This window comes from Paenibacillus sp. 2KB_22 (genome assembly GCF_052115745.1).
In the GTDB taxonomy this organism is placed as follows: Bacteria; Bacillota; Bacilli; order Paenibacillales; family Paenibacillaceae; genus Paenibacillus.
On the sequence record NZ_JBFRHG010000001.1, the window covers coordinates 504682 to 524498 of the forward strand.

Annotated in this window: 21 protein-coding genes; 6 read left to right on the plus strand and 15 right to left on the minus strand. The window is 44.4% G+C overall.

Annotated elements, in window-relative coordinates; translation table 11 throughout:
- Positions 1–220 precede the first annotated feature (220 nt).
- On the plus strand, positions 221–1144 hold the full coding sequence (locus AB4111_RS02065) for an AraC family transcriptional regulator N-terminal domain-containing protein (RefSeq protein ID WP_442030050.1): 924 nt from the start codon (positions 221–223) through the stop codon (positions 1142–1144).
- Positions 1145–1270: 126 nt separating this feature from the next.
- Here the strand turns inward: AB4111_RS02065 and AB4111_RS02070 are convergent, their stop codons facing one another.
- The 4 genes from AB4111_RS02070 to AB4111_RS02085 all read right to left on the minus strand — a co-directional run bounded on the left by AB4111_RS02070 (position 1271) and on the right by AB4111_RS02085 (position 4743).
- On the minus strand, positions 1271–2293 hold the full coding sequence (locus AB4111_RS02070; protein ID WP_442031555.1) for an NADH:flavin oxidoreductase/NADH oxidase: 1023 nt from the start codon (positions 2291–2293) through the stop codon (positions 1271–1273).
- Between the two features lie 81 nt (positions 2294–2374).
- Positions 2375–2737 (minus strand): rhodanese-like domain-containing protein, encoded by a 363-nt coding sequence (locus AB4111_RS02075; protein WP_442030052.1) that lies wholly within the window; start codon positions 2735–2737, stop codon positions 2375–2377.
- Positions 2738–3101: 364 nt separating this feature from the next.
- A complete protein-coding gene (locus tag AB4111_RS02080) occupies positions 3102–3527 on the minus strand; it encodes a MarR family winged helix-turn-helix transcriptional regulator (protein ID WP_442030054.1) in 426 nt (141 codons plus the stop codon).
- A gap of 187 nt (positions 3528–3714) precedes the next feature.
- Positions 3715–4743 carry an ABC transporter substrate-binding protein gene (locus tag AB4111_RS02085; RefSeq protein WP_442030056.1) on the minus strand — a complete coding sequence of 343 codons (1029 nt, stop codon included), beginning with the start codon at positions 4741–4743 and terminating at the stop codon, positions 3715–3717.
- Between the two features lie 211 nt (positions 4744–4954).
- Here AB4111_RS02085 and AB4111_RS02090 point away from each other — a divergent pair, with 211 nt between their 5' ends.
- The gene (locus tag AB4111_RS02090) at positions 4955–5767 is read left to right on the plus strand and encodes an undecaprenyl-diphosphate phosphatase (RefSeq protein WP_442030058.1); all 813 of its coding nucleotides are present in this window, start codon (positions 4955–4957) and stop codon (positions 5765–5767) included.
- 98 nt (positions 5768–5865) lie between these two features.
- Here AB4111_RS02090 and AB4111_RS02095 read toward each other — a convergent pair whose 3' ends face one another.
- The gene (locus AB4111_RS02095; protein ID WP_442030060.1) at positions 5866–7044 is read right to left on the minus strand and encodes an MFS transporter; all 1179 of its coding nucleotides are present in this window, start codon (positions 7042–7044) and stop codon (positions 5866–5868) included.
- 357 nt (positions 7045–7401) lie between these two features.
- Between AB4111_RS02095 and AB4111_RS02100 the strand changes: the two genes are divergently transcribed.
- Positions 7402–7767 (plus strand): winged helix-turn-helix transcriptional regulator, encoded by a 366-nt coding sequence (locus AB4111_RS02100; RefSeq protein WP_442031556.1) that lies wholly within the window; start codon positions 7402–7404, stop codon positions 7765–7767.
- A 128-nt stretch (positions 7768–7895) separates the two neighbouring features.
- Here AB4111_RS02100 and AB4111_RS02105 read toward each other — a convergent pair whose 3' ends face one another.
- Positions 7896–8366: a GNAT family N-acetyltransferase gene (locus tag AB4111_RS02105; RefSeq protein ID WP_442030062.1), complete on the minus strand. Its 471-nt coding sequence runs from the start codon at positions 8364–8366 to the stop codon at positions 7896–7898.
- 200 nt (positions 8367–8566) lie between these two features.
- On the opposite strand from AB4111_RS02105, the gene AB4111_RS02110 reads away from it, so the two are divergent.
- Positions 8567–9232 (plus strand): MBL fold metallo-hydrolase, encoded by a 666-nt coding sequence (locus AB4111_RS02110; protein WP_442030064.1) that lies wholly within the window; start codon positions 8567–8569, stop codon positions 9230–9232.
- Between the two features lie 71 nt (positions 9233–9303).
- Here the strand turns inward: AB4111_RS02110 and AB4111_RS02115 are convergent, their stop codons facing one another.
- On the minus strand, positions 9304–9927 hold the full coding sequence (locus tag AB4111_RS02115) for a hypothetical protein (RefSeq protein ID WP_442030066.1): 624 nt from the start codon (positions 9925–9927) through the stop codon (positions 9304–9306).
- Positions 9928–10121: 194 nt separating this feature from the next.
- On the opposite strand from AB4111_RS02115, the gene metE reads away from it, so the two are divergent.
- The gene (gene metE / locus AB4111_RS02120) at positions 10122–12416 is read left to right on the plus strand and encodes a 5-methyltetrahydropteroyltriglutamate--homocysteine S-methyltransferase (RefSeq protein ID WP_442030068.1); all 2295 of its coding nucleotides are present in this window, start codon (positions 10122–10124) and stop codon (positions 12414–12416) included.
- A gap of 161 nt (positions 12417–12577) precedes the next feature.
- On the opposite strand, the gene AB4111_RS02125 is transcribed toward metE, so the two are convergent.
- The 7 genes from AB4111_RS02125 to AB4111_RS02155 all read right to left on the minus strand — a co-directional run bounded on the left by AB4111_RS02125 (position 12578) and on the right by AB4111_RS02155 (position 18015).
- Complete coding sequence (locus tag AB4111_RS02125; protein ID WP_442030070.1) at positions 12578–13120, minus strand: TlpA family protein disulfide reductase; 543 nt, start codon at positions 13118–13120, stop codon at positions 12578–12580.
- An 11-nt stretch (positions 13121–13131) separates the two neighbouring features.
- Entirely contained in the window at positions 13132–13845 is a 714-nt protein-coding gene (locus AB4111_RS02130; protein ID WP_442030072.1) for an ABC transporter ATP-binding protein, read from the minus strand.
- Positions 13838–14659 (minus strand): ABC transporter permease, encoded by an 822-nt coding sequence (locus tag AB4111_RS02135; protein ID WP_442031557.1) that lies wholly within the window; start codon positions 14657–14659, stop codon positions 13838–13840. The genes AB4111_RS02130 and AB4111_RS02135 overlap by 8 nt, the downstream gene beginning before the upstream one ends.
- Positions 14660–14687: 28 nt before the next feature.
- A complete protein-coding gene (locus AB4111_RS02140; protein ID WP_442030074.1) occupies positions 14688–15269 on the minus strand; it encodes a nitrous oxide reductase accessory protein NosL in 582 nt (193 codons plus the stop codon).
- A complete protein-coding gene (locus tag AB4111_RS02145; protein ID WP_442030076.1) occupies positions 15266–16654 on the minus strand; it encodes a right-handed parallel beta-helix repeat-containing protein in 1389 nt (462 codons plus the stop codon). The genes AB4111_RS02140 and AB4111_RS02145 overlap by 4 nt, the downstream gene beginning before the upstream one ends.
- A gap of 318 nt (positions 16655–16972) precedes the next feature.
- Complete coding sequence (bshB2, locus tag AB4111_RS02150) at positions 16973–17647, minus strand: bacillithiol biosynthesis deacetylase BshB2 (RefSeq protein WP_442030078.1); 675 nt, start codon at positions 17645–17647, stop codon at positions 16973–16975.
- Positions 17648–17670: 23 nt separating this feature from the next.
- Positions 17671–18015, minus strand: coding sequence for a YojF family protein (locus AB4111_RS02155; protein WP_253435407.1), 345 nt, complete (start codon positions 18013–18015; stop codon positions 17671–17673).
- A gap of 257 nt (positions 18016–18272) precedes the next feature.
- Here AB4111_RS02155 and AB4111_RS02160 point away from each other — a divergent pair, with 257 nt between their 5' ends.
- Positions 18273–19052, plus strand: coding sequence for a DUF817 domain-containing protein (locus tag AB4111_RS02160; RefSeq protein WP_442030080.1), 780 nt, complete (start codon positions 18273–18275; stop codon positions 19050–19052).
- Between the two features lie 24 nt (positions 19053–19076).
- Here the strand turns inward: AB4111_RS02160 and AB4111_RS02165 are convergent, their stop codons facing one another.
- Positions 19077–19772 carry a hypothetical protein gene (locus tag AB4111_RS02165; RefSeq protein ID WP_442030082.1) on the minus strand — a complete coding sequence of 232 codons (696 nt, stop codon included), beginning with the start codon at positions 19770–19772 and terminating at the stop codon, positions 19077–19079.
- Positions 19773–19817: the final 45 nt, after the last annotated feature.

The window sequence follows — 19817 nt, forward strand, 5'->3', positions numbered from 1 at the left end:
TCTCATCTGCTCATGAATTAGCCGATCCGTAAGTGTATATCTTCTGTACTTGTTGTATATCATGACCTGTGTACTTGTGAATATGTAACAATCAGTCAGCATGTCTTATCCATTTACATCAAATGTTTGCCTATTCCTATCCGTTTTCTACCGTCTTGGGTCAATATGCGATAGAATGTGAGTTATTATTATGATATTGTGCGAAAAAGGAGATCTACGTATGTCTGATCGATTACACGAACATCAAGACGAATTAGCCAGACGCATTGACCGTTATTCCAACAAGGATGGGGTGCATCCGACGGCTATCCCTTCATTATTTCTAATCCGTGAATCGGTTGTTACTGAACCTATATTTAGAGTGAATGAACCTTCCTTCTGCATTATCGTACAGGGTCAGAAAGAGGTGCTGCTGGGACAGGATCGTTTCCGATATGGCCCAGGAAGTTATATCGTGGCAACCGTGGACTTGCCGGTTAGTGGACAAGTGATTCAAGCCTCGTCTGAGGCTCCCTATCTGGCCCTGAAACTTGAATTCACATCCAGTGAGATTCTGGAGGTATTGAACCACTCCGATTTCCCAGCAAAACCGAGAAAAACGACGAAACGTGCGATGTTTGTCAGCCAAGCTGAGCCATCTCTGCTGGATGCAGTTGTCAGGTTAACACGTTTGTTGGAAGATCATTCGGAAGATATTCCACTGCTCGCTCCTTTGTTCAAGAAGGAAATTCTCTATAAAGTTCTGAAAGGGCCCCATGGGATTGCCTTGGAGCAAGCTACCATGGAGGGTAGCCACACCTATCGAATCAAAGATGTTATTGATTATATTATGAATCACTCTGATCAAAATTTTCGGGTTGAGGATCTGGCGGATTTGGCGAATATGAGTACTGCCTCGCTGCACAGACACTTTAAAGAAGTGACTGCCATGAGTCCGATTCAGTTTCAAAAACAACTTAGGTTGCAAGAAGCTCGGCGCTTGTTATTATCCAAGTCCACCGATGCAGCAGATGTAGCATTTCAGGTAGGTTACGAGAGCCCTTCGCAATTCAGTCGTGAATATTCTCGCATGTTCGGATTACCGCCCAGAGAAGACATTAAACGCCTGCGAGGTAAAGCCGATGAGACGACTACCCTCTCTTGATTGGTTACTGGCTAATATCGTTCCTTCAACTTGTCTGGGTTAAATACAAAAAGGACTCCTTCTGTGTTGTCAGTCGGAGTCCTCTCTTGTTCATGTATTGATGAAGATCATAAAATGATTAATTTGTTAAAACCCAGTCGTATATTGTTTTGGAACGTCCGTGTTTTTGCGTAAAGTAGACGCCGCTTCCAATGCCCAGTAAGGATTTCTTAACAATCCCCGGCCAACTGCAACCAGATCAGCTTCTTCATTTCCGATGACTGCGTTCGCCAAGGTAGGATCATCGAGTCTTCCAACAGCAATCACAGGCACATTAAGACCCTCTTTGATTGCTTTAGCAAGAGGCACTTGATAAGCCGCGTGAGTTCCTGGTCTGCCCCACGCAGCAATTTGTCCCTCGCCACCAGATGAGATGTGAAATACGTCAACGCCTGCCTCTTTATAAGCCTTGGCAAACTCGGAACTTTCGTTAATGCCGTAGCCACCTTCTACATATTCTTTTGCTGAAATACGCATTATCAAGGGCATATCTTCGGGCATCTCTGCCTTGGCAGCCTGAATAATCTCCCGGCCAAATAACGTTAAATCTTGACCATATTCGTCTTCGCGCTTGTTCGTTAGTGGAGAATGGAATTGATGAATCAGGTAACCATGTGCACCATGAATCTCAATCGCATCAAATCCCGCTTTCACAGCACGAGCTACAGCACTCCGGAATTTTTCAACCATGCCTTTCACTTCATCCGTTACGAGCGCTCTGGGTTGCTTGGAATTCTCATCAAAGGCAATTGCGGACGGAGCAACTGGAACTTCGGCATCTTCTGCCTTGCGGCCCGCATGTGCAATCTGGATACCCACTTTGGCACCATAACTGTGACACGCATCGACAATCCGTTTCAGAGCCGGGATCTGTTCATCGGACCACAGGCCGAGATCAAAGTCTGTAATACGGCCATCCGGTTCCACATCTGTCATTTCAATGATAACGAGACCTGTACCTCCCACAGCACGACTAACGTAATGCATGAAATGCCAATCTGTTGCTATGCCATCTTTCTGATCAACTGAATATTGGCACATTGGAGCCATTACAACACGGTTTTTGAGCTCTAAACCTTTTAAAGAATATGGACTAAACAAATCTGTCATCATATTAAAATCCTCTTTTCTTAAAATAATTATAATGCATGCGCAAGCATCAAATTTGCCATATTAATTTTCCCGTATATTTTACGAAATCACATCAACCTTATACTTCATCACATAAAGGTATTTGAATCCACGCTTCCGCAATATGCGTGCAGCCTTTTTGGATTGGAGTATGCCAGGAGACATAATAATCACGTTATCTTCGCGAAGAAGGTATTTTTCCCATGTGAAAGCAAGACGTCCCACTGAGATGTTAATGGTATCCGGAGTAGGATTAGCCAAGTAATCTGTTGCATCTCGGATATCGATCACCTTATATTGTCGAAAATCACGCTGTTGTCTGAGATATTCTTCATAATCTATATATTTAAGATTAGGCAGCGGCCAAAATGGACGAACAGCAATGAAAATTCCTATCACGGACACCAGTATAAATCCAATCATCGCAAAGCCCTCTCTTACCTCTAGGGTTATCGTAAAATGTATCTGGTCTGATTAAAACTTACCTTGTGCTTCGGATATTTCAACCTTACCTGTGCTGCATATTTGTCTACCTGCTCTTTGTTTTTGTACCATGGTAAGAACAGTGTGTTCTTCACTTTTTTCAAAAGCTGAATTAGCTGTTGAACAATCTGTCCATTTGATTACACGACTAACACCTTCATGTTCAGTACCTCCTTGTAAATAAAACCCCCGCACATCATATAAAAGCATGCGCATGCATTTAATTTAACGGATATACTCAAACGTGTCAAGTCTTCTTATAGGGTAAAAATATGATGTTACCCTATAGTTATCACCTTAAGACTTAAAACAATTTTTTTGTAAGGTCCTCTAATTGAGTTTCGAATCCGTCTTTTTCAAGTTCGGTTTGCAAGACCTGGTTATAGGTTTGAAGTGCTTTGTTATATTTGTTTTCGCCAAGCTTGGTAATACGAGTGTAGATCCCACGTCGGTCATCTTCACATGTGTGTCTTTCCAATGCCCCACAGTCTTTGGCTTCCATCCTTACTACAAGTCTGGATACCGCACTTTGGCTCAACCCCACCAATTCTTGCAGTTGCAGCAGACGTAACTTCTTTTCCTCTGCATTCGATATAAAATGTAAAACATAAAATTCCTTCAAAGATAGATCATATTCCTGAAGCAGTGCCAGTTCCAACTTCTCATTCAGATGGGTATGAATGTTAGACAAAGACAACCATACATTTAATAGTTCACTTTTTTGTTGCAATTCTAGATCACCCCACTTGATAATAAATGTTCATCAACAGTTCTCTTATTGTATCAAGCTTAATTAGATTGGTCAAAATCCATACATCATCGACCTATATAAATTAATGCGGTCATAAAAAGAGCATCTCCGCGTCTTGTAACGACGCTTGGAAATGCTCCAGTACTATCAATTATGCTGTTCAACCTTACTTCGTCGAAAGCAGACTATCAGAAATAAACTGCAGCTGACCTTCCAACGTTAACGGATCGTTGTACGAGTCTGAAGTCGGGTCAAGCTGGAACACATGATTGGCCTTCACCGCAGGCAAGTTCTTCCATAAGGTATTATCATATACGATCTTGGGATCAGTTTTATCTCCCGACCACGGGCTGGTGAAGATGATATCTCCCGAATACTCCGGTAATAGTTCCATGGAGATCGAAGCCCAACCAGTTCCACTGTCAATCGCTTCAGCTTGGGCCTTCGCAGGTGCTTTTAGACCAAACTCCCCGTAAATAATCTCACCGCCTCGGCCGTAATTATGACCGAATACATATAATCCTTTGGCGTACGGATTCAGAATGGAAACGGTGCGATCACCGACAGCCTCCTGAACCTTGGGCTTCAGTTCGTTGATCTGTGCTTCCCATTTAGCATTCCAAGCCTTGGCAGCGTCTTCTCTATTGGTGAGCTTACCCATCTCAAGCATGAGGTCCTTGAAATTGCGCTTACCATAGTCAATCTGTACGACTGGCGCAATCTGCTCCATCTTGTCGATCCCTTCTGTGCCAGTGTATACAATAATCAGGTCGGGTTTTAAGCTGATTAGTTTCTCTGGCGTAGGCTGTTCACCCAGATCGCTGGTGCCCGCTGCTGCAAGTTGATCCTTAATATACTTGTTGTTCATCGCTCCTGATAAAGCGCCGACTACCGGTGCATCCAGGGCAACAAAGTACCCTGTCGAAAATGACGTCAAATCAATAATGCGCTTAGGATTCTTGGGTACCTGCACTTCACCTGCATCCGATTGATATGTAACGAGTTCCTCTTCGGCAGTTGCCTCTGTACCAGCAGAAGAAGCTGAATTCGAATCACTCTGGGTTGCTGTCTCCGCAGCTGTATTCGTGCTGTCCCCGGTAGTATCCTTGGTCGTGGCAGACTGACCACATGCACTAAGAACAAGCAGCATGATAAGTGCCATTATGATCCATATTGGTTGTCTCTGTTTCCGCAAAATAAACCCACCTTTTCGTTGATATTGATAATCGTTATCAACGATATCATGCTCTGCAGGATTTGACAAGCTATGTTTATTTCCCTCAATCTATGAACTCTAACTTGCAAGTCACCAACTTAAACGGCTATCATCAATAGAGTAGGCAAGTCACTTTTATTAAAAAGAGAGATCATTGGAAAGCCAATGAAACGTATTCAAGGAGGACAACATGGAAGAGATTATATTGTGGTTAAAGTATTTGTTTTTAGGTATTGTTCAAGGTGCGACGGAGCCGATTCCCGTCTCCTCAAGTGGTCATCTGATTATCGCGCAGAGGCTCATGGGCATTAAGCAGAATGGATTGTCATTTGAAATTTTAACAAACACAGCATCACTTATCGCTATTATTTTTATTTTCCGGGAAGATATCAAAAAGTTGATTATTGGCGCAGTTGGTTACCTGAGTACTCGTAAAGAAGAATATAGAGCAGACTTCATGTTTTGCTTATACATAATTATTGGTACGATCCCAGCTGCTGTTGTTGCGGTCCTGTTCAAGGACCGGATTGAAGAAATTTTCTCGTCCGTATATACCGTTTCCATCGCGTTACTGATCACCGGGGTTGCCTTGTGGTTGATTCGTAATCTTCGTGGTCGTAAGCAAGATGGAGATCTGTCTACGAAAGATGCACTGTTGGTGGGTCTGGCTCAGGCGGTCGCTCTTATTCCAGGCATTAGCCGTTCAGGGGCAACTGTTATTGCCTCCATCGCTGTCGGCATGAAACAGGAAACGGCTTTGAAATTCTCCTTTATGCTGTACATTCCCATAAGCATTGGTGGACTCATCATGGGCGTATCGGACATTGCCAATGATCCGAATCGATCACAGTTGGCTATTCCTTATCTAATCGCATTCATCACGACACTATTCGTTACCTATTTCTCCATGAGATGGTTTATGGGCATTATGGCGAAAGGCAACCTGAAATACTTTTCGTATTACTGTTTTGCCGCAGGAACATTGTTACTGATCTTCTTATAAAATATGACGTATACAAAAGGAACAACCAACAGGGTTGTTCCTTTTTGTATACTATGGATAGTGCCATATTCCATGAAAGCACTGTTTAAAATGCCGCTCTATAATGTTAGACTGGGCTCCTTATGTCTCTTGTTAACCCGTTCTGTCGCAACAAACATGATACCAAACAGGAAAAGTAAAATTACAGGGACCATCGACATCCCCCATTGGCTTGCAATAAGCCCCATACCTAACGGAATGAGTGTTGACCCCGTATAGGCACTGGCCATTTCAAGTCCAATTACACTTGGGGATGCCTTCTCTCCGAAGCGTTCCGGTGTTGCATGGACAATGCTTGGATAGATTGGCGCTCCACCCAATCCCACGATCAATAAAGCACCTGCGGCAACCCAATACGGAATCGGCATAACCAGGATAACCAGTCCGAAGCATCCAACGATTCCACCATATCTAATGAGCATTTTGCTGGATACATGAGTCGAAAGAAAGCCTGAGATGACACGTCCCAAGATGATGCCAATGAAAAATAGGGAGGAAAGTGCTGCGGCAGTACCTGGAGATACTCCTTTGCTACCTATGAAGAACGAAGCCATCCACAGACCGGCTGCAGTTTCGGAACCATTATAACAAAGCATGGCAAGCATCGACATTTTCACGCCAGGGATGCGTATGGCCTCACGATTGCTCACCCGTTTCTTCTCATCAGCAGACTCCTCTACTCTTTCCTTCTCGAAAATCTTCCATAGAGATAACGTTGATAATAAGATCACCGCGATCCCCAGCAGAATTAATCCTACAGTGACATATCCTGCACGCCAGTTGTTTGCTTGATTCAGCCAATATGCCATAACGAGCGGGCCCGTCACCGCACCAATTCCCCAGAAACAATGCAGCCAGTTCATATGCTTGGCTTTGAAATGCAATGCTACATAATTACTTAGAGCTGCATCCACCGAACCTGCACCCAAACCCAGAGGGATCGCGAGAATAAGTAAAAACCAAAAATCCTCAGAGATGGAGAATCCCATCAGAGCCAATGTCGTAGAGAGGATGCTGAATAGTGTGACTTTACCTGTTCCAAATCGGTGTAACAATCGACTGGCCGAGAGACTGGACACGACTGTACAAAATGAAATAATTAACGATATGTACCCTGCCATTTCTGTTGTCGCATGTATATCGTTCTTCATAATGGACCAGGCACTGCCAAGTAAAGCATCTGGCAATCCAAGCCCTATAAATGCGAGATAGATAATAATTAACAATAACGTGACCATCTGGGTATGCTCTCCTCAGTTTGTTTAATTTCTGATTCTCATTGAACCACCCATATAATAATATTGATATTTTTATCCGTAATCTTCCTATATTTTGACTTGATCTATCAGTATTCTGATATGTGGGCAACGAATTAATTATTTCTATCCGTCAGGGATGAATAGATGCAAAAGATAAGTCGCTGATAAGGTGACTTACACCCTTTTATCCTGCAATTGCGGCTTGAACAGAAGAATGTTTTTTTGAGGCATCGTAAATCTCCTTTACTTCAAAGTAAGGTTAGTATAAACTGAGCCCAAACAAATAAATAGTACGGTCTTTAAGGATAGGTACTACCCGAAAGGATAGTGTTAATGATGAGTATGGCTGAATACCACGGAAAAGTTAAAAACATTCAAGATACCCCTTTTGGATATACGTTGTCCGTTATTGGTGGCAAATGGAAAATGGTGATTATGTATCTTCTGGCAGAAAACCCGCCTGTCCGCTTCAATGAACTGAAAAGGCAGATCGGAGCCATCACGTATAAAACGCTAAGTTCACAGCTCAAAGAACTCGAAGCAGATGGCATGGTAGAGCGGAAAGAGTACCCTCAGGTCCCTCCTAAAGTCGAGTATAGACTGACAGTCAAAGCTGAGAGATTACTGCCCGTGTTGGAAGGCTTGTGCGAATGGGGCGCTCAACATCAAGACCCATCGATCATTCATTCCGCAAAGGATTAAAATCCTTGGTCTATCCTTTCAAAAACCGGATAAGTTAAAGCTAAAAAAGTCGCCCATAGGCGACTTTTTCTTGTATCTTATGCTCCTCTACCCGTTCAGTGAATGGAAGTTATGATTCGTTCGTAGAATTATACTTTTTCGTGTACCAGATCTTTCTGGTAGGCCAACACTTTATCCCAATTGCCACTGAATACAGGGATTCGATAATACCCTACACGCTCATACAGCGCTGCAGCTTCTGGTTGCAAGGGACCTGTTTGCAGTTTCAGATTGGTATAACCAAGTTCGCTTGCAAGACGCTCAGCCTCAGCCAAAATAGCCTGGGCTATCCCCTTACGGCGGTAGCCACTGCGTGTATACATGCGTTTAACTTCTACAGAAGTTTCATCAAGGGGTCTAAGTGCTCCGCAACCAACCGGGTACCCGTCAATTCTGGCAACGATAAAAGCTGCACGTGGTACTTCAACGTCTGAGAGCTGAAATCCCGCAGTCCCATCACCACCATAGAGCAAACCAAGCTCTTCGCTCAGTTCCTTAATCAATTGCAGCGAATCCTCGCTCCGAATATCTTCAGCTGCTGCATGCACGATATGTGTCACCCCGCATACCCTCTTTATCTTATTGGATTTATTGCTTTTAATAATATATCTAAATTATCATTCCCAACACCCAGCGTCAATTCCCCCATCCATTGAATATTTATATAAGCATCCGCGTATCTTTTTGCCGTCTTTATTCGTTTACCTAAGTAATATAATGATCCTTTTTTATATCAATTTATTTTTTGGAGGTCGGCATTATGGAAATTCCAAAAGGAATAGAGATGTTACAGCTCAATTTTGAAGGGAATGTGATTCACCCTATTCTGATACGGGATGAAGAAACAGCTGTGTTAATAGATACCGGTTTCCCAGGGCAATATGACGATTTAAGTCGTGCGTTAGAAAAGTTAGGCATGCCGATCAGCCAACTTAAAGCAGTCATTTTGACGCATCAGGATGTGGACCATATCGGGTGTCTTCCCGAGATTTTGCAAGAGTGTGGCTCACAAGTCAAGATATACGCGCATGAACTAGATAAGCCGTATATTGAGGGACAGCTGCCTCTTCTCAAAGACGGTCACCTTGAGCGTCTTCCAAAGGGCAAAGTAGATGAAACGGTGACTGATGGTCAGGAACTTCCGTTTTTCGGTGGAATTCGCGTTATTCATACACCTGGTCATACGCCAGGTCACATCAGTCTTTATCTGAAGCAAAGCAAGACACTCATTGCCGGTGATTCAATGTACAGTGTGGACGGCATGCTTGGAGGCATTCATGAACCAACTACACTGGATATAGAGACAGCCCGGTTCTCATTGAAAAAATTTGCCGAACTCGACATTACTTCTGTGATTTGTTATCACGGAGGACTAAGTCATCGGAATGTAAATGAACAGATCTCAGGACTTACTCAAGAGTTATAAATAATAATATTGCTATTCCACGAACGGGCCGTCTAAACCAGTAACCATCCATAATTCTTGGCATAGTGGTTCTATGGTTTGGCATACTGCAAAATGGCTGTAGCCGCACGAATTCGCAGCTCTTCTTCTTCACTGTGCAACGCTTCCTTCAGCACATGAATAGCTGCTTGAATTGTGGCTTCATCTATTCCTGTTGAGAGAGTGTGTGTTGCTTCAGCTGCTATGCCGACTGCAAGTCCGCGATCCAGCTGTGCTTGTGAAACGGGATGCTCAAACTTTGCAAGGGTGGATGAATCTTTTAGCAGTGCCTGAACTTTGTCATTTAGCTCAACGAGAGGAATACGACCCAACCATGTAACCCCGCGGCGGTGACAGATCAAGTCCTCTTCTGTGCCAGCAGAATCATCGTAATAATAATCCCCGATATCCCCAACATACGTCCATTCATCATCGCTAATTAAAACATAATCTCCATCCTGCATGAGGTTAGCAAACATATGTAGTGTCGCGAGTGCTCTCGTCAATTCGGCTTCATCCAAGCTAGCGTGTTGAACCAACTGTTCCTTCCATAGCTCCGGGGGCGTTTGTTCCAGATCGCCTGTACCGGACCAAGCGATACCAATATAATTTTCTTCCAAAAATGATGCTACTCTGTTGATTCCGTGCACGGTAGACTGGATGTGATACAGATTCATGCTTATCGCCTTCCCTTCAATCATTCGTATGAACATAGTTAACCATTGTAACATTAGTGGTGTCTATTTCAAACGTAATGATCTCTTTTTGATATAGCCACAGGCTATAACTAGGTATAATTTAATGGAATTACATTATAACTCCGGATCTGTGATAAATTTTGTGTAACATAAAAGCAGAGGGGTTTTAAACGATGACGAAAAGTAGTGTATTGGGATATCCGCGTATTGGTGCTGATCGGGAATGGAAGAAAGCATTGGAAGCGTTCTGGGCAGGCAAATTGGAGGAAACAGAATTTCACGCACGTTTGCAGGAGATCCGCTTAGATCATTTACGCAAGCAGCAAGCGAAAGGCATCGACCTCATTCCGGTTAATGATTTTAGTTATTACGATCATATCCTGGATACGGCCGTGATGTTCGGCATTATTCCTAAACGTTTTGCTTATGATAGTGGCTCGGTACCGTTGTCCGTATATTATGGCATTGCTCGGGGTACGAAAGATGCCGCAGCGAGTGAAATGACAAAATGGTTTAACACCAACTATCACTACATCGTACCTGAACTGGATGGGGCTTCCCCAACTCTGACGGAGAACAAACCCCTTCTCGCTTATCGTGAAGCAAAAGAAAAACTCGGCATTGAAGGAAAACCGGTCATTGTTGGACCGTTAACCTTCCTGAAGCTCTCCAAAGGCTATGATAAATCCGAGACTGACGCTTGGCTCGATCGCTTGCTTCCACTTTATACTCAATTGCTTCAAGAACTTGCGAGCGAAGGCGTTCAGTGGGTGCAGATCGACGAACCTATTCTGGTCACCAAATTAGATGATGAAGACGTACAGCGTCTGAATAAAATATATGAGACATTTGCGGCAGCCGTGCCGGGCCTGAATATCATGCTGCAAACGTACTTTGAATCTGTCGAAAACTACAGCGACATTGTATCATTGCCAGTGCAAGGTGTAGGGCTAGATTTTGTACACGGACTATCTGGTAACATACAATCCATTCGCACATCCGGTTTCCCGACAGACAAAGTGCTCGGAGCAGGGATTATTGATGGACGTGGGATCTGGAAAGCTTCCCTTCAAGGCAAACTGAAGTTGCTGAATGAACTGGCTGAATACGTAACGTCTGAACGTATCTTCGTGCAATCATCCTGCAGCCTGCTGCATGTGCCCGTTACCACTGCACGTGAGGCAAAACTTACATCCGAACTGAAAAATGCTCTTGCATTTGCAGATGAAAAGCTGGATGAGATTGTTCTTTTGACTACAGCCCTATCTTCACCAAGTGCAGAGATTACGGCCAAAATAGACGAAGCAGAGCTTCTCCTTCAGGCACTTCAGCAATCCGAAGATCGGAACCGCACCGCTGTTCAGAAAGCCGTTGCTTCCCTCAGTGTTCAACAGCCAGAGCGCTCCCGTCCTTTTGCCGAGCGTCATGAAGCTCAACAGGCCAAGTGGCAATTGCCACTCTTCCCAACGACAACGATTGGCAGTTTCCCACAATCTGCTGAAGTCAGAAAAGCACGTCAGTTGTGGCGCAAAGGCGAGTTGAATAACGAGCAATATGCTGCCTTCATCCGGGAGCAGATTGATATCTGGATTAAGCTTCAGGAAGAGATCGGAATTGACGTGTTGGTACATGGTGAGTTTGAGCGTACCGATATGGTTGAGTTCTTTGGCGAGAAACTTGCCGGTTTTGCCTTTACACAGTTTGGCTGGGTACAGTCATATGGCTCCCGTTGCGTGAAGCCACCTATTATCTTCGGGGATGTTGCGTTTACGGGTGAAATGACGGTGGAAGAAACGAAATATGCTCAATCGCAGACCGATCGCCCTGTTAAAGGCATGCTGACTGGCCCGATTACCATCATGAATTGGTCGTTCGTACGCGAAGACATTGCTCGAGAGCAGATTGCCTATCAATTAGCGTATGCGTTGAGACAGGAAGTCGAGGCACTTGAACAGGCAGGCATTGGCATGATTCAGGTTGACGAGCCGGCTGTTCGCGAAGGGCTTCCGTTGAAGGAAAATGAACAAGCCGATTACCTGGCCTGGGCGGTCAAAGCGTTCCGCATTTCCACGTGCACGGTGCACGAAACGACTCAAATTCATACGCATATGTGCTATTGTGAATTCCATGACATGATCGATTCCATCGAAGCCATGGATGCAGATGTCATTTCTATTGAAACATCCCGTAGTCACGGGGAACTGATTCATAGTTTTGAAGAGAATACGTATGAGCTGGGTATCGGTCTTGGCGTATATGATATCCATAGTCCACGGGTTCCAAGTGTGGATGAAATGAGCAGCATGATTGAACGCGCCCTGCGTGTTCTTGATCCGAAGCTGTTCTGGATCAACCCGGACTGCGGATTGAAAACCCGTGGACAGGAAGAAACAGTTGCTTCCCTCCGCAACATGGTAGATGCAACCAGAATCGCCCGTACAAATCACGCTTCAGCTGCTGTATTGTAATCAGCTGCGAAGCAGCATATTTTCAAAAGCAAAGCCTGGCATCCCTTGGTTAAATGGGTGTCAGGCTTTTGTATTTTACTCTTTGAACATACAATCATCTACTCCAAATTTGGGCGATCTCGGGCATTCCTGCCCCTTTTCTCACCATCCAGCGCTTGCAACTAGATGCTCTCTTCCAGCCATTGCTGCAAGGGGATGTCTTCAGTCAGTTCGCCGAGCAATATATGACGGAACTTCCCTTCCTTATCAATGACCATCGTAGCGGGCAAACCCGTAATACGATACATGCCTGATATGGTACCCGTCACATCAATGATAACCGGAAAATCAAACGCTTGCGTATCCATAAACTCACGAATTGTACCCTTCGATTCCCCCACGTTAACAAACAGGGTTTCCACATCATTCTGATAGTCCTGAGCAATCTGATGAACGAGCGGCATCTCCCTTACACAGGGCGTACACCATGAAGCCCAAAAGTTAATCATGACGGCTTTGCCCCGATAATCCGACAGCTTGACTTGCTCACCTGCTGAATTAACCGCTGTGAACTCAGGAGCCATGGCACCCACTTCAATGGCGTTGCCTCGCTCAGACTCGGGTGTCGACACATTTTCGTAAATGGCCCATGCACCTGTAAGCACTGCCACCACGCTAATCAAAATGGTAAGTATACGCTTGTTATTAAACCTCTTCTTCTGCAATGAACTCACCTTCACTTTAAGCCAAGACTTTGATGAAATGCTGCATGGAGCGAACCAAATTGATCACGAAAATCATGGGTAGAGCCCTCTCCAACATTGCGTCCATGGTTCATGAATATCACCTGATCCGCAATATCGTCTGCGATCTCCAACTGATGGGTCGAGAACACGACCATGTGGCCATCCTGCTTGATATCCTTGAGCAGCTGAGCTAACTCCTGCATCCAGAATGGGTCCAATCCATTCGTTGGCTCATCCATGATAAGAAGTGGAGGTTTGGACAACACAGCCTGAGCGAATAACACACGTTGACGCATGCCTTTGGAGAAGTTCGTAACCCTTTTGTTCTTTTGATCCTCCAAGCCGACCATGATGAGCACTTCCTGCACTCTCTCCTTCGGAACTTTCCTCAGATAAGCCCAGAATAGCAGCATTTCCTCCGCACTTAATCCCTGATTGAATTGATAATCATCCGGCATATATCCAATCTGCTGTGAATAACGCTTGCGCTCCTTCAACCAACGAATATTGTTGACTACAACTTCACCCTTGGTAGGCTGAAGAATTCCAGCGATCATACGCAGCACCGTGCTCTTTCCTGCACCATTCCCTCCACAGAGGGCAAGCACTTGGCCGGAACTCATGCGAAAGGAGATATCCTCAACAATCGATTGCTTTTTAATGGATTTTCCCAATCCCAGTACTTCGAGTCCCACCTTATCCATGAGAACGCCCCCTCTCCCAGATCACGTATATGGTCAGGACAGAGCAGCTTATCCAGAACAGGCATATCCCGATGAAAATCCAACTGCCACTTGGTTGCTGCACCCATTCCACCCATTGATAATATTCCGGTCCCAGGATTGAGCCGCCTCCCAATTTAATGACTACAACCAATCGCACCAGCTCTGCCGGATTGATGAACGTTAGCATAACCAGTAGCGGTTTCACCCACAGATAAGGCATCAATCCCAGCACAGAGAGCAGTAAAGTCGGCCATCCAATGACAGCGAAAAACCATACGGTCACCGAGATGGTTAATGCCTGCCACCGATTGCGCGACACTGAACCGATAAATAGAGCCAGCGTCAGGAATAACAACACCAGTCCACACGAGAATACCAGAAATAGAAGATATGTCATGACATCCAGTGAATTCCCGATTACCCCGCTAATCAATCCCATCAGGCCGTATCCAAACGCAACAATGGTGATTAATACAATCGACAACCCAACATACTTGCCCACAATAAAGGACATCGTACCGATGGGATATGTCGCCAGCAATTGCCAACTTCCATCTTCCTTTTCGGATGTTAATGAGAAGGAACCGAGGAACAGCGTCATTAGTGGCAAAAGGTAGAGAATAAGATTCAACATCGAACCTGTTGTGCCCGAATATCCTTGAACCAAATTCTGCGAATTCAGGAGTAACAAGCTTAAGCTAAATGTGCAAAAAAGAATCAGAAACGAATACGCCCAGGGATTGCGAAATCCCATCTTCACTTCCCGTCTTGCAATCTGTATCATATCTGCCATCATTGATCACCATTTTCTATTGTCATACCTAGTGACCTGACTCTTCTTTCGTCTCATCTTCTTGGTGTCTCTCATTACTCATTCCTTCGTCACTCATACCCTCTTCTCCGTGCCCATGTTCACCCATCATGTCCATATTCTCTGTATTCTGTTTCCAGTCATGCGATGCAAGATCCTCAGCAGTCATAAGGGTCCCCACACCTTGCTCTGCAACGAACGCTTCAGCCGATGGCTTGTCCTTGAAAGTTAGAATTCCATATGCCATGGGCGTGCGCAATGAAGCATCGTATACATACGTGGCTTTACTGTATTCAATCCATTCCTTGTCATTGTAATCACGCACGTAGTCCATGCCGATGTTATCTGTGCCATTTTCTGTTTTCCACTGGTTCATGCAGCCGATATCATCGAACTTGTAATTTTGGCCATCTTTCGTAGTGAGCTGCGTTGCATATGCATCGTCCTTCACCTGCATTTTACATATCGCACAGATATCCACATCTTCATTGATCGGCAATGCCGCGTATTTTGTTCCGCAAGCAGTTAACAATACGATGCCAAACATAAGTACCATAAGCATTGACCATCTTCTGTTCAAGTTTTTGTTCATTTTCGTAATACCCCCATATAGATAATTATAAAAGTTGATATACTCAACAGAACTAGCCCAATGATCCAAACCACATGGTTACCTATAGCTATTTCCACTGGCATGGGCAGGTCAGATCCCTTATCCATGCTCATTCGTGGCGACTTGTCGGTAGTCCACTGTTCTCTGCCTTCTGTAAACAAGTCACTCAGAAAGACCATGCCCGGTGATTGAAAAAAGAGCTGATACGCAGAATTTCGACTGACCAGTTGCTCATAAAAAGGATTAATGGCATAGGAGATTTCACTGATTCCGTCCTGATTTAGATCGAGCCCCTGAAAGGAGTCCCAGTAATTCTCCATCATGACATTATTCGGGCTATCCAAGGCCGAAGCTTCAATAACATTGGATATCAATTGGTTACGTGTAAACTCGTTAGCTTCTGCCAGAACCAGCTGGATGCCAACAAAATTCCGAAGCACCGCATTGCCACGGATCTCATTGCTCGAGGATTCTGCTATATTCATACCGACACGGTTACCCTCCACCACATTGTTGAGAACGGAGGATTGATGTACGTCATACAACAGAATGCCTTGGGAATGAACATTGGTACTCTGTTTGCGAAAAGAATTGCCCGATATAACCGTATTCTTGACGCCCATGATCATGGCACCTGTCATGTTCTCCTCTCCGGTATTATCCATGACAGAAGAACCGTCAATGTACATGCAATGGATGCCATACCTTGTATGTACCAGCCTGTTATTTCGAACGGTTGATTTGCGACTGTTCTCCAGATAGATGCCATCCCTCATGCCAGTGATCTCATTGGAGTCAATATAGTTATCATGGGCGTTATACAGATCTATTCCATTGCCTTTCTGGCTGCTGGTTGCAGAACCAGACCCCACCCAAGTGATCTTGTTCCGCTTAATCGTTGCCTGACTCGAATTCCGGATGATCATCCCAAAACCCTGGGTCTGAATATGCAGATCCGTGATCTCACTGTTGTTCCCTTCAACCTGAATGGCTGCAGTCTGTTCATTCGTATCATGATCAATTGTAAAACCGCTCAATTTCACCCCATCCGAGCGAATCATTATCGTAGAGGTGGCTTCCGCATTAACAACTATGACCGTAGGATCACCCTTAATGGTGATGTTCTTATCAATCGTTACGGGGCCTGCATATCGGCCTGATTCAAGTACAATAACATCTCCGGATGCAGAACGGTCAATAATTGGCTGGAGGGGAATGAGATCACGTTCTACAGAAGCTGCGATGGCCTTATCCTGTGGGAAATACAATAGGGCAATAAGCATACCAATCAGAAAAGCTAGAGCCAGGACCCTGCTTTTCTTCCAACAGTCGAATGTACCCAAGCTGTCCCAAAAATTATTCATAATTCATCCCGCGCAAATCTGGCTCCTTGTTGCTGAGGTGTATTGCTGTGGCGTTGTGTTTAACAGATCTTACTTCAATCTCAAACGTACTTTGGCTGTACACACCATCCCTCCATTCCACTCAGAATCATTCATTGTTACTCCTTATCCATTTAAAGCAACCCCATAAGTGAAGCGTTATCACAATCCTGATCACAGTGTACTTAAAACGAATTTTTTTCCATATAGCTCAATTAGGCTATAGACAGCACATTTTTGTGTCGATATTGTGATGTAACCAAAAAAAGCCGCCATAATGGCGACTTCTAAGTGATCCGATTATTCAAATGGATAGGTCCAAAATGTTTCTCTACCAAAGCGTTTCTTGATTTCTTCATCATTCAGCTCACGATTTCCGACAAGTTCCGCTGCCTGGAATTGTGAACGATGGGCACGAATTGATGCCATTTTTTGACCTAGAAATCCGGTTACATCAACGAATACATCTGCTTTGCCAATGAACTGTTCATGATTATTCGAAAACGCAACACAGTGAACCACTGGGCGCTCAGCTACAGGAAGACGAGTAATCGTGCGAATGACGGCTTCTCCGGTAGCATCATGATCGGGATGAACACTGAAGCCCGGATAGAAGGTGATGACGAGTGACGGTTTCAGTTCCTCAAGCAGTCCCATAATACAATCGTCGAGCAGCTGCGGGTCTTCAAACTCAATCATTTTATCGTGGAAACCGAGCATTCTTAAATCCTGAATTCCAATCGCTGCGGAAGCTTCAATCAGTTCTTGCTTGCGGATCGCAGGCAATGTAACTCTGTTGGCAAAGGGAGGAATGCCCATGTTGCGCCCCATCTCGCCAAGAGTCAGACAAGCGTACGTTACATGGGCACCGCCATCTATGTATTTGGCTAATGTTCCCGATACAGAGAAAGCTTCATCATCCGGATGTGGATACACCACCAAGATTCGCTCATGCTCATTGTGTATAGTATTCATGGTTTTTCCATCCTCCACTTTCATCAGAACATCTCCCGACTCAGTTGTAACGCCACAACCAGCTTGCCTTGAGTGTCGTGACCAGCCAGAATAAGTCTTTCGTTTTCCAGTTCGTCAATATGTGTAAGACCCTCGGCATATATCCATCCCTGAGTGGTTTTTAGACCTACCCGGTATGGACCCGTACCCGAAATAGAGCCCTGCGTATATCGTATGGCCGCATTGGTAATGAATGCCGAAGCCGGATGCTTCGAACTGTCATAGTGATGTGCATATGCACCAGACGTGAGTTCGAGATGTACGTATAAGTCCTGATCAGCAAGTTCACTGATTCGGAGCTGAATATCTTGAGGTTTGATCGGTTGCATGGCGGCCTCCTTGTCTAATGTAATTGTTCGAATTCCATTTTAACATAACCACGAGAGAATATACATGGAAGGACCGAGTTATCACGGTTGAGGGATACAATGCTGAAAAACAAGAACAGATTTGCGCGTTTTTTTCTCTTTTTAATCACAGAAATATCTATATGATGAAGTGTAGGCAAAAAAACGCCTATAATGAACACCCTTAAATCTTAAATAAATCTTGCTCCAACATGTTTGGAAAGGAGTTAAAACTTGAAATGAAACCTCTAATACAGCTACTTCATTTCGGCTATCATCAGGCGATGAGCTGCATATTTCCTGTAGCGATTTTTGGAACATTGGCCCTCTCCAGCGTAATCCCGATTCCTTTCCTTTATCGATATGATGCCATCCTGCTGGTATTGCTTGTTGTGCAGTACCTGATGTATCGAAGCGGCTTGGAAACCCTGGATGAAATCAAAGTCATATGTGTATTTCATATGATTGGCCTGGTGCTGGAAATCTATAAAGTATGGATGGGATCATGGTCATACCCTGAGCCAGCGTACACCAAAATCCTTGGTGTCCCTCTATACAGTGGATTCATGTATGCGAGTGTAGCCAGCTTTATGTGTCAGGTGTGGCGAAGACTGCGAATGGACATGACTGGCTGGCCTGGTTTATTATCTTCCGGTCTGCTCGGAGCAGCCATTTATATCAACTTTTTCACCCATCATTTTATTCCCGATTTTCGTTGGTGGCTGACGGCACTTGTATTTATTGTCTTCTGGAAAACGTGGATTATCTACCGGGTACGAGCAACAACCTATCGAATGCCGTTATCCATTGCGTTTATCATTGTGGGTTTCTTCATCTGGGCTGCTGAGAATATCGCAACATTCTTTAATGGCTGGAAGTATCCCGATCAGCATGATGCCTGGCAACTGGTTAGCTTTAGCAAGATCAGTTCGTGGTTCCTGCTGGTAATAATCAGCGTCATCATCGTTGCGCAGCTCAAATATGTGAAAGCCAATCGAACGGCAGATGATCCTGTGTAATATCCATCATCACATCCATATGAATCATCTTTCAACATTCAATGAGCCGCTGTCATTCGCATCTTCAATTCGCTTGCTTGCTATAAGTTCGCCCTCAACATTATAAGCTTGAATTGTATAAGGAATATCTGCTGCGAATGGCAGGAAGGCATACCAGATCAGGTTCTCTGGGCCCACCTCAACTAATTTGGTTTCTATCGCTACTGGTTTTCCATTTAGCTTGATCTCAACAGTTACACGTCTGATGGTTGGATCTATTATGTCACCAAACAACATGGGAAACGGGGCCGAGACTTTATCCAACTTCGGTATATTCATATAATTCAGAGCAAACTTGGTGTGTAGACCCTCACTTATGGAATAACCTCCACCCCATACCCATTTCCATCCGAAAATGTTCTTGCGGGTATACTCCATTTGAAGATTACTGTTGTTTTCCCGCCCCTTTTTTTGCGTGAACAAAATCATGCCTCCGTCAACGGCCTCCTGATGAATAAATTGGGAGGTATAAAACTCGCTTCTAAATTCCCGAACTGCGCTCTCAGGACTGTTCGCTATAGGGATATGTATAGGTTCACTCAATCCCCAAAGCTTGGATATCCGTTGATCGGCTAGCCCGCCTGCACGTTCATTCATATACATATATGTCAGGACTGACAAGGGCGACAGTAAAATCACCATTGCCGCGATTAATAGAATTCTTCTGTTACGTTTGAACATCTCAATGCGCACTCCTTATGATAACGATAAGATATCAAACAAAAT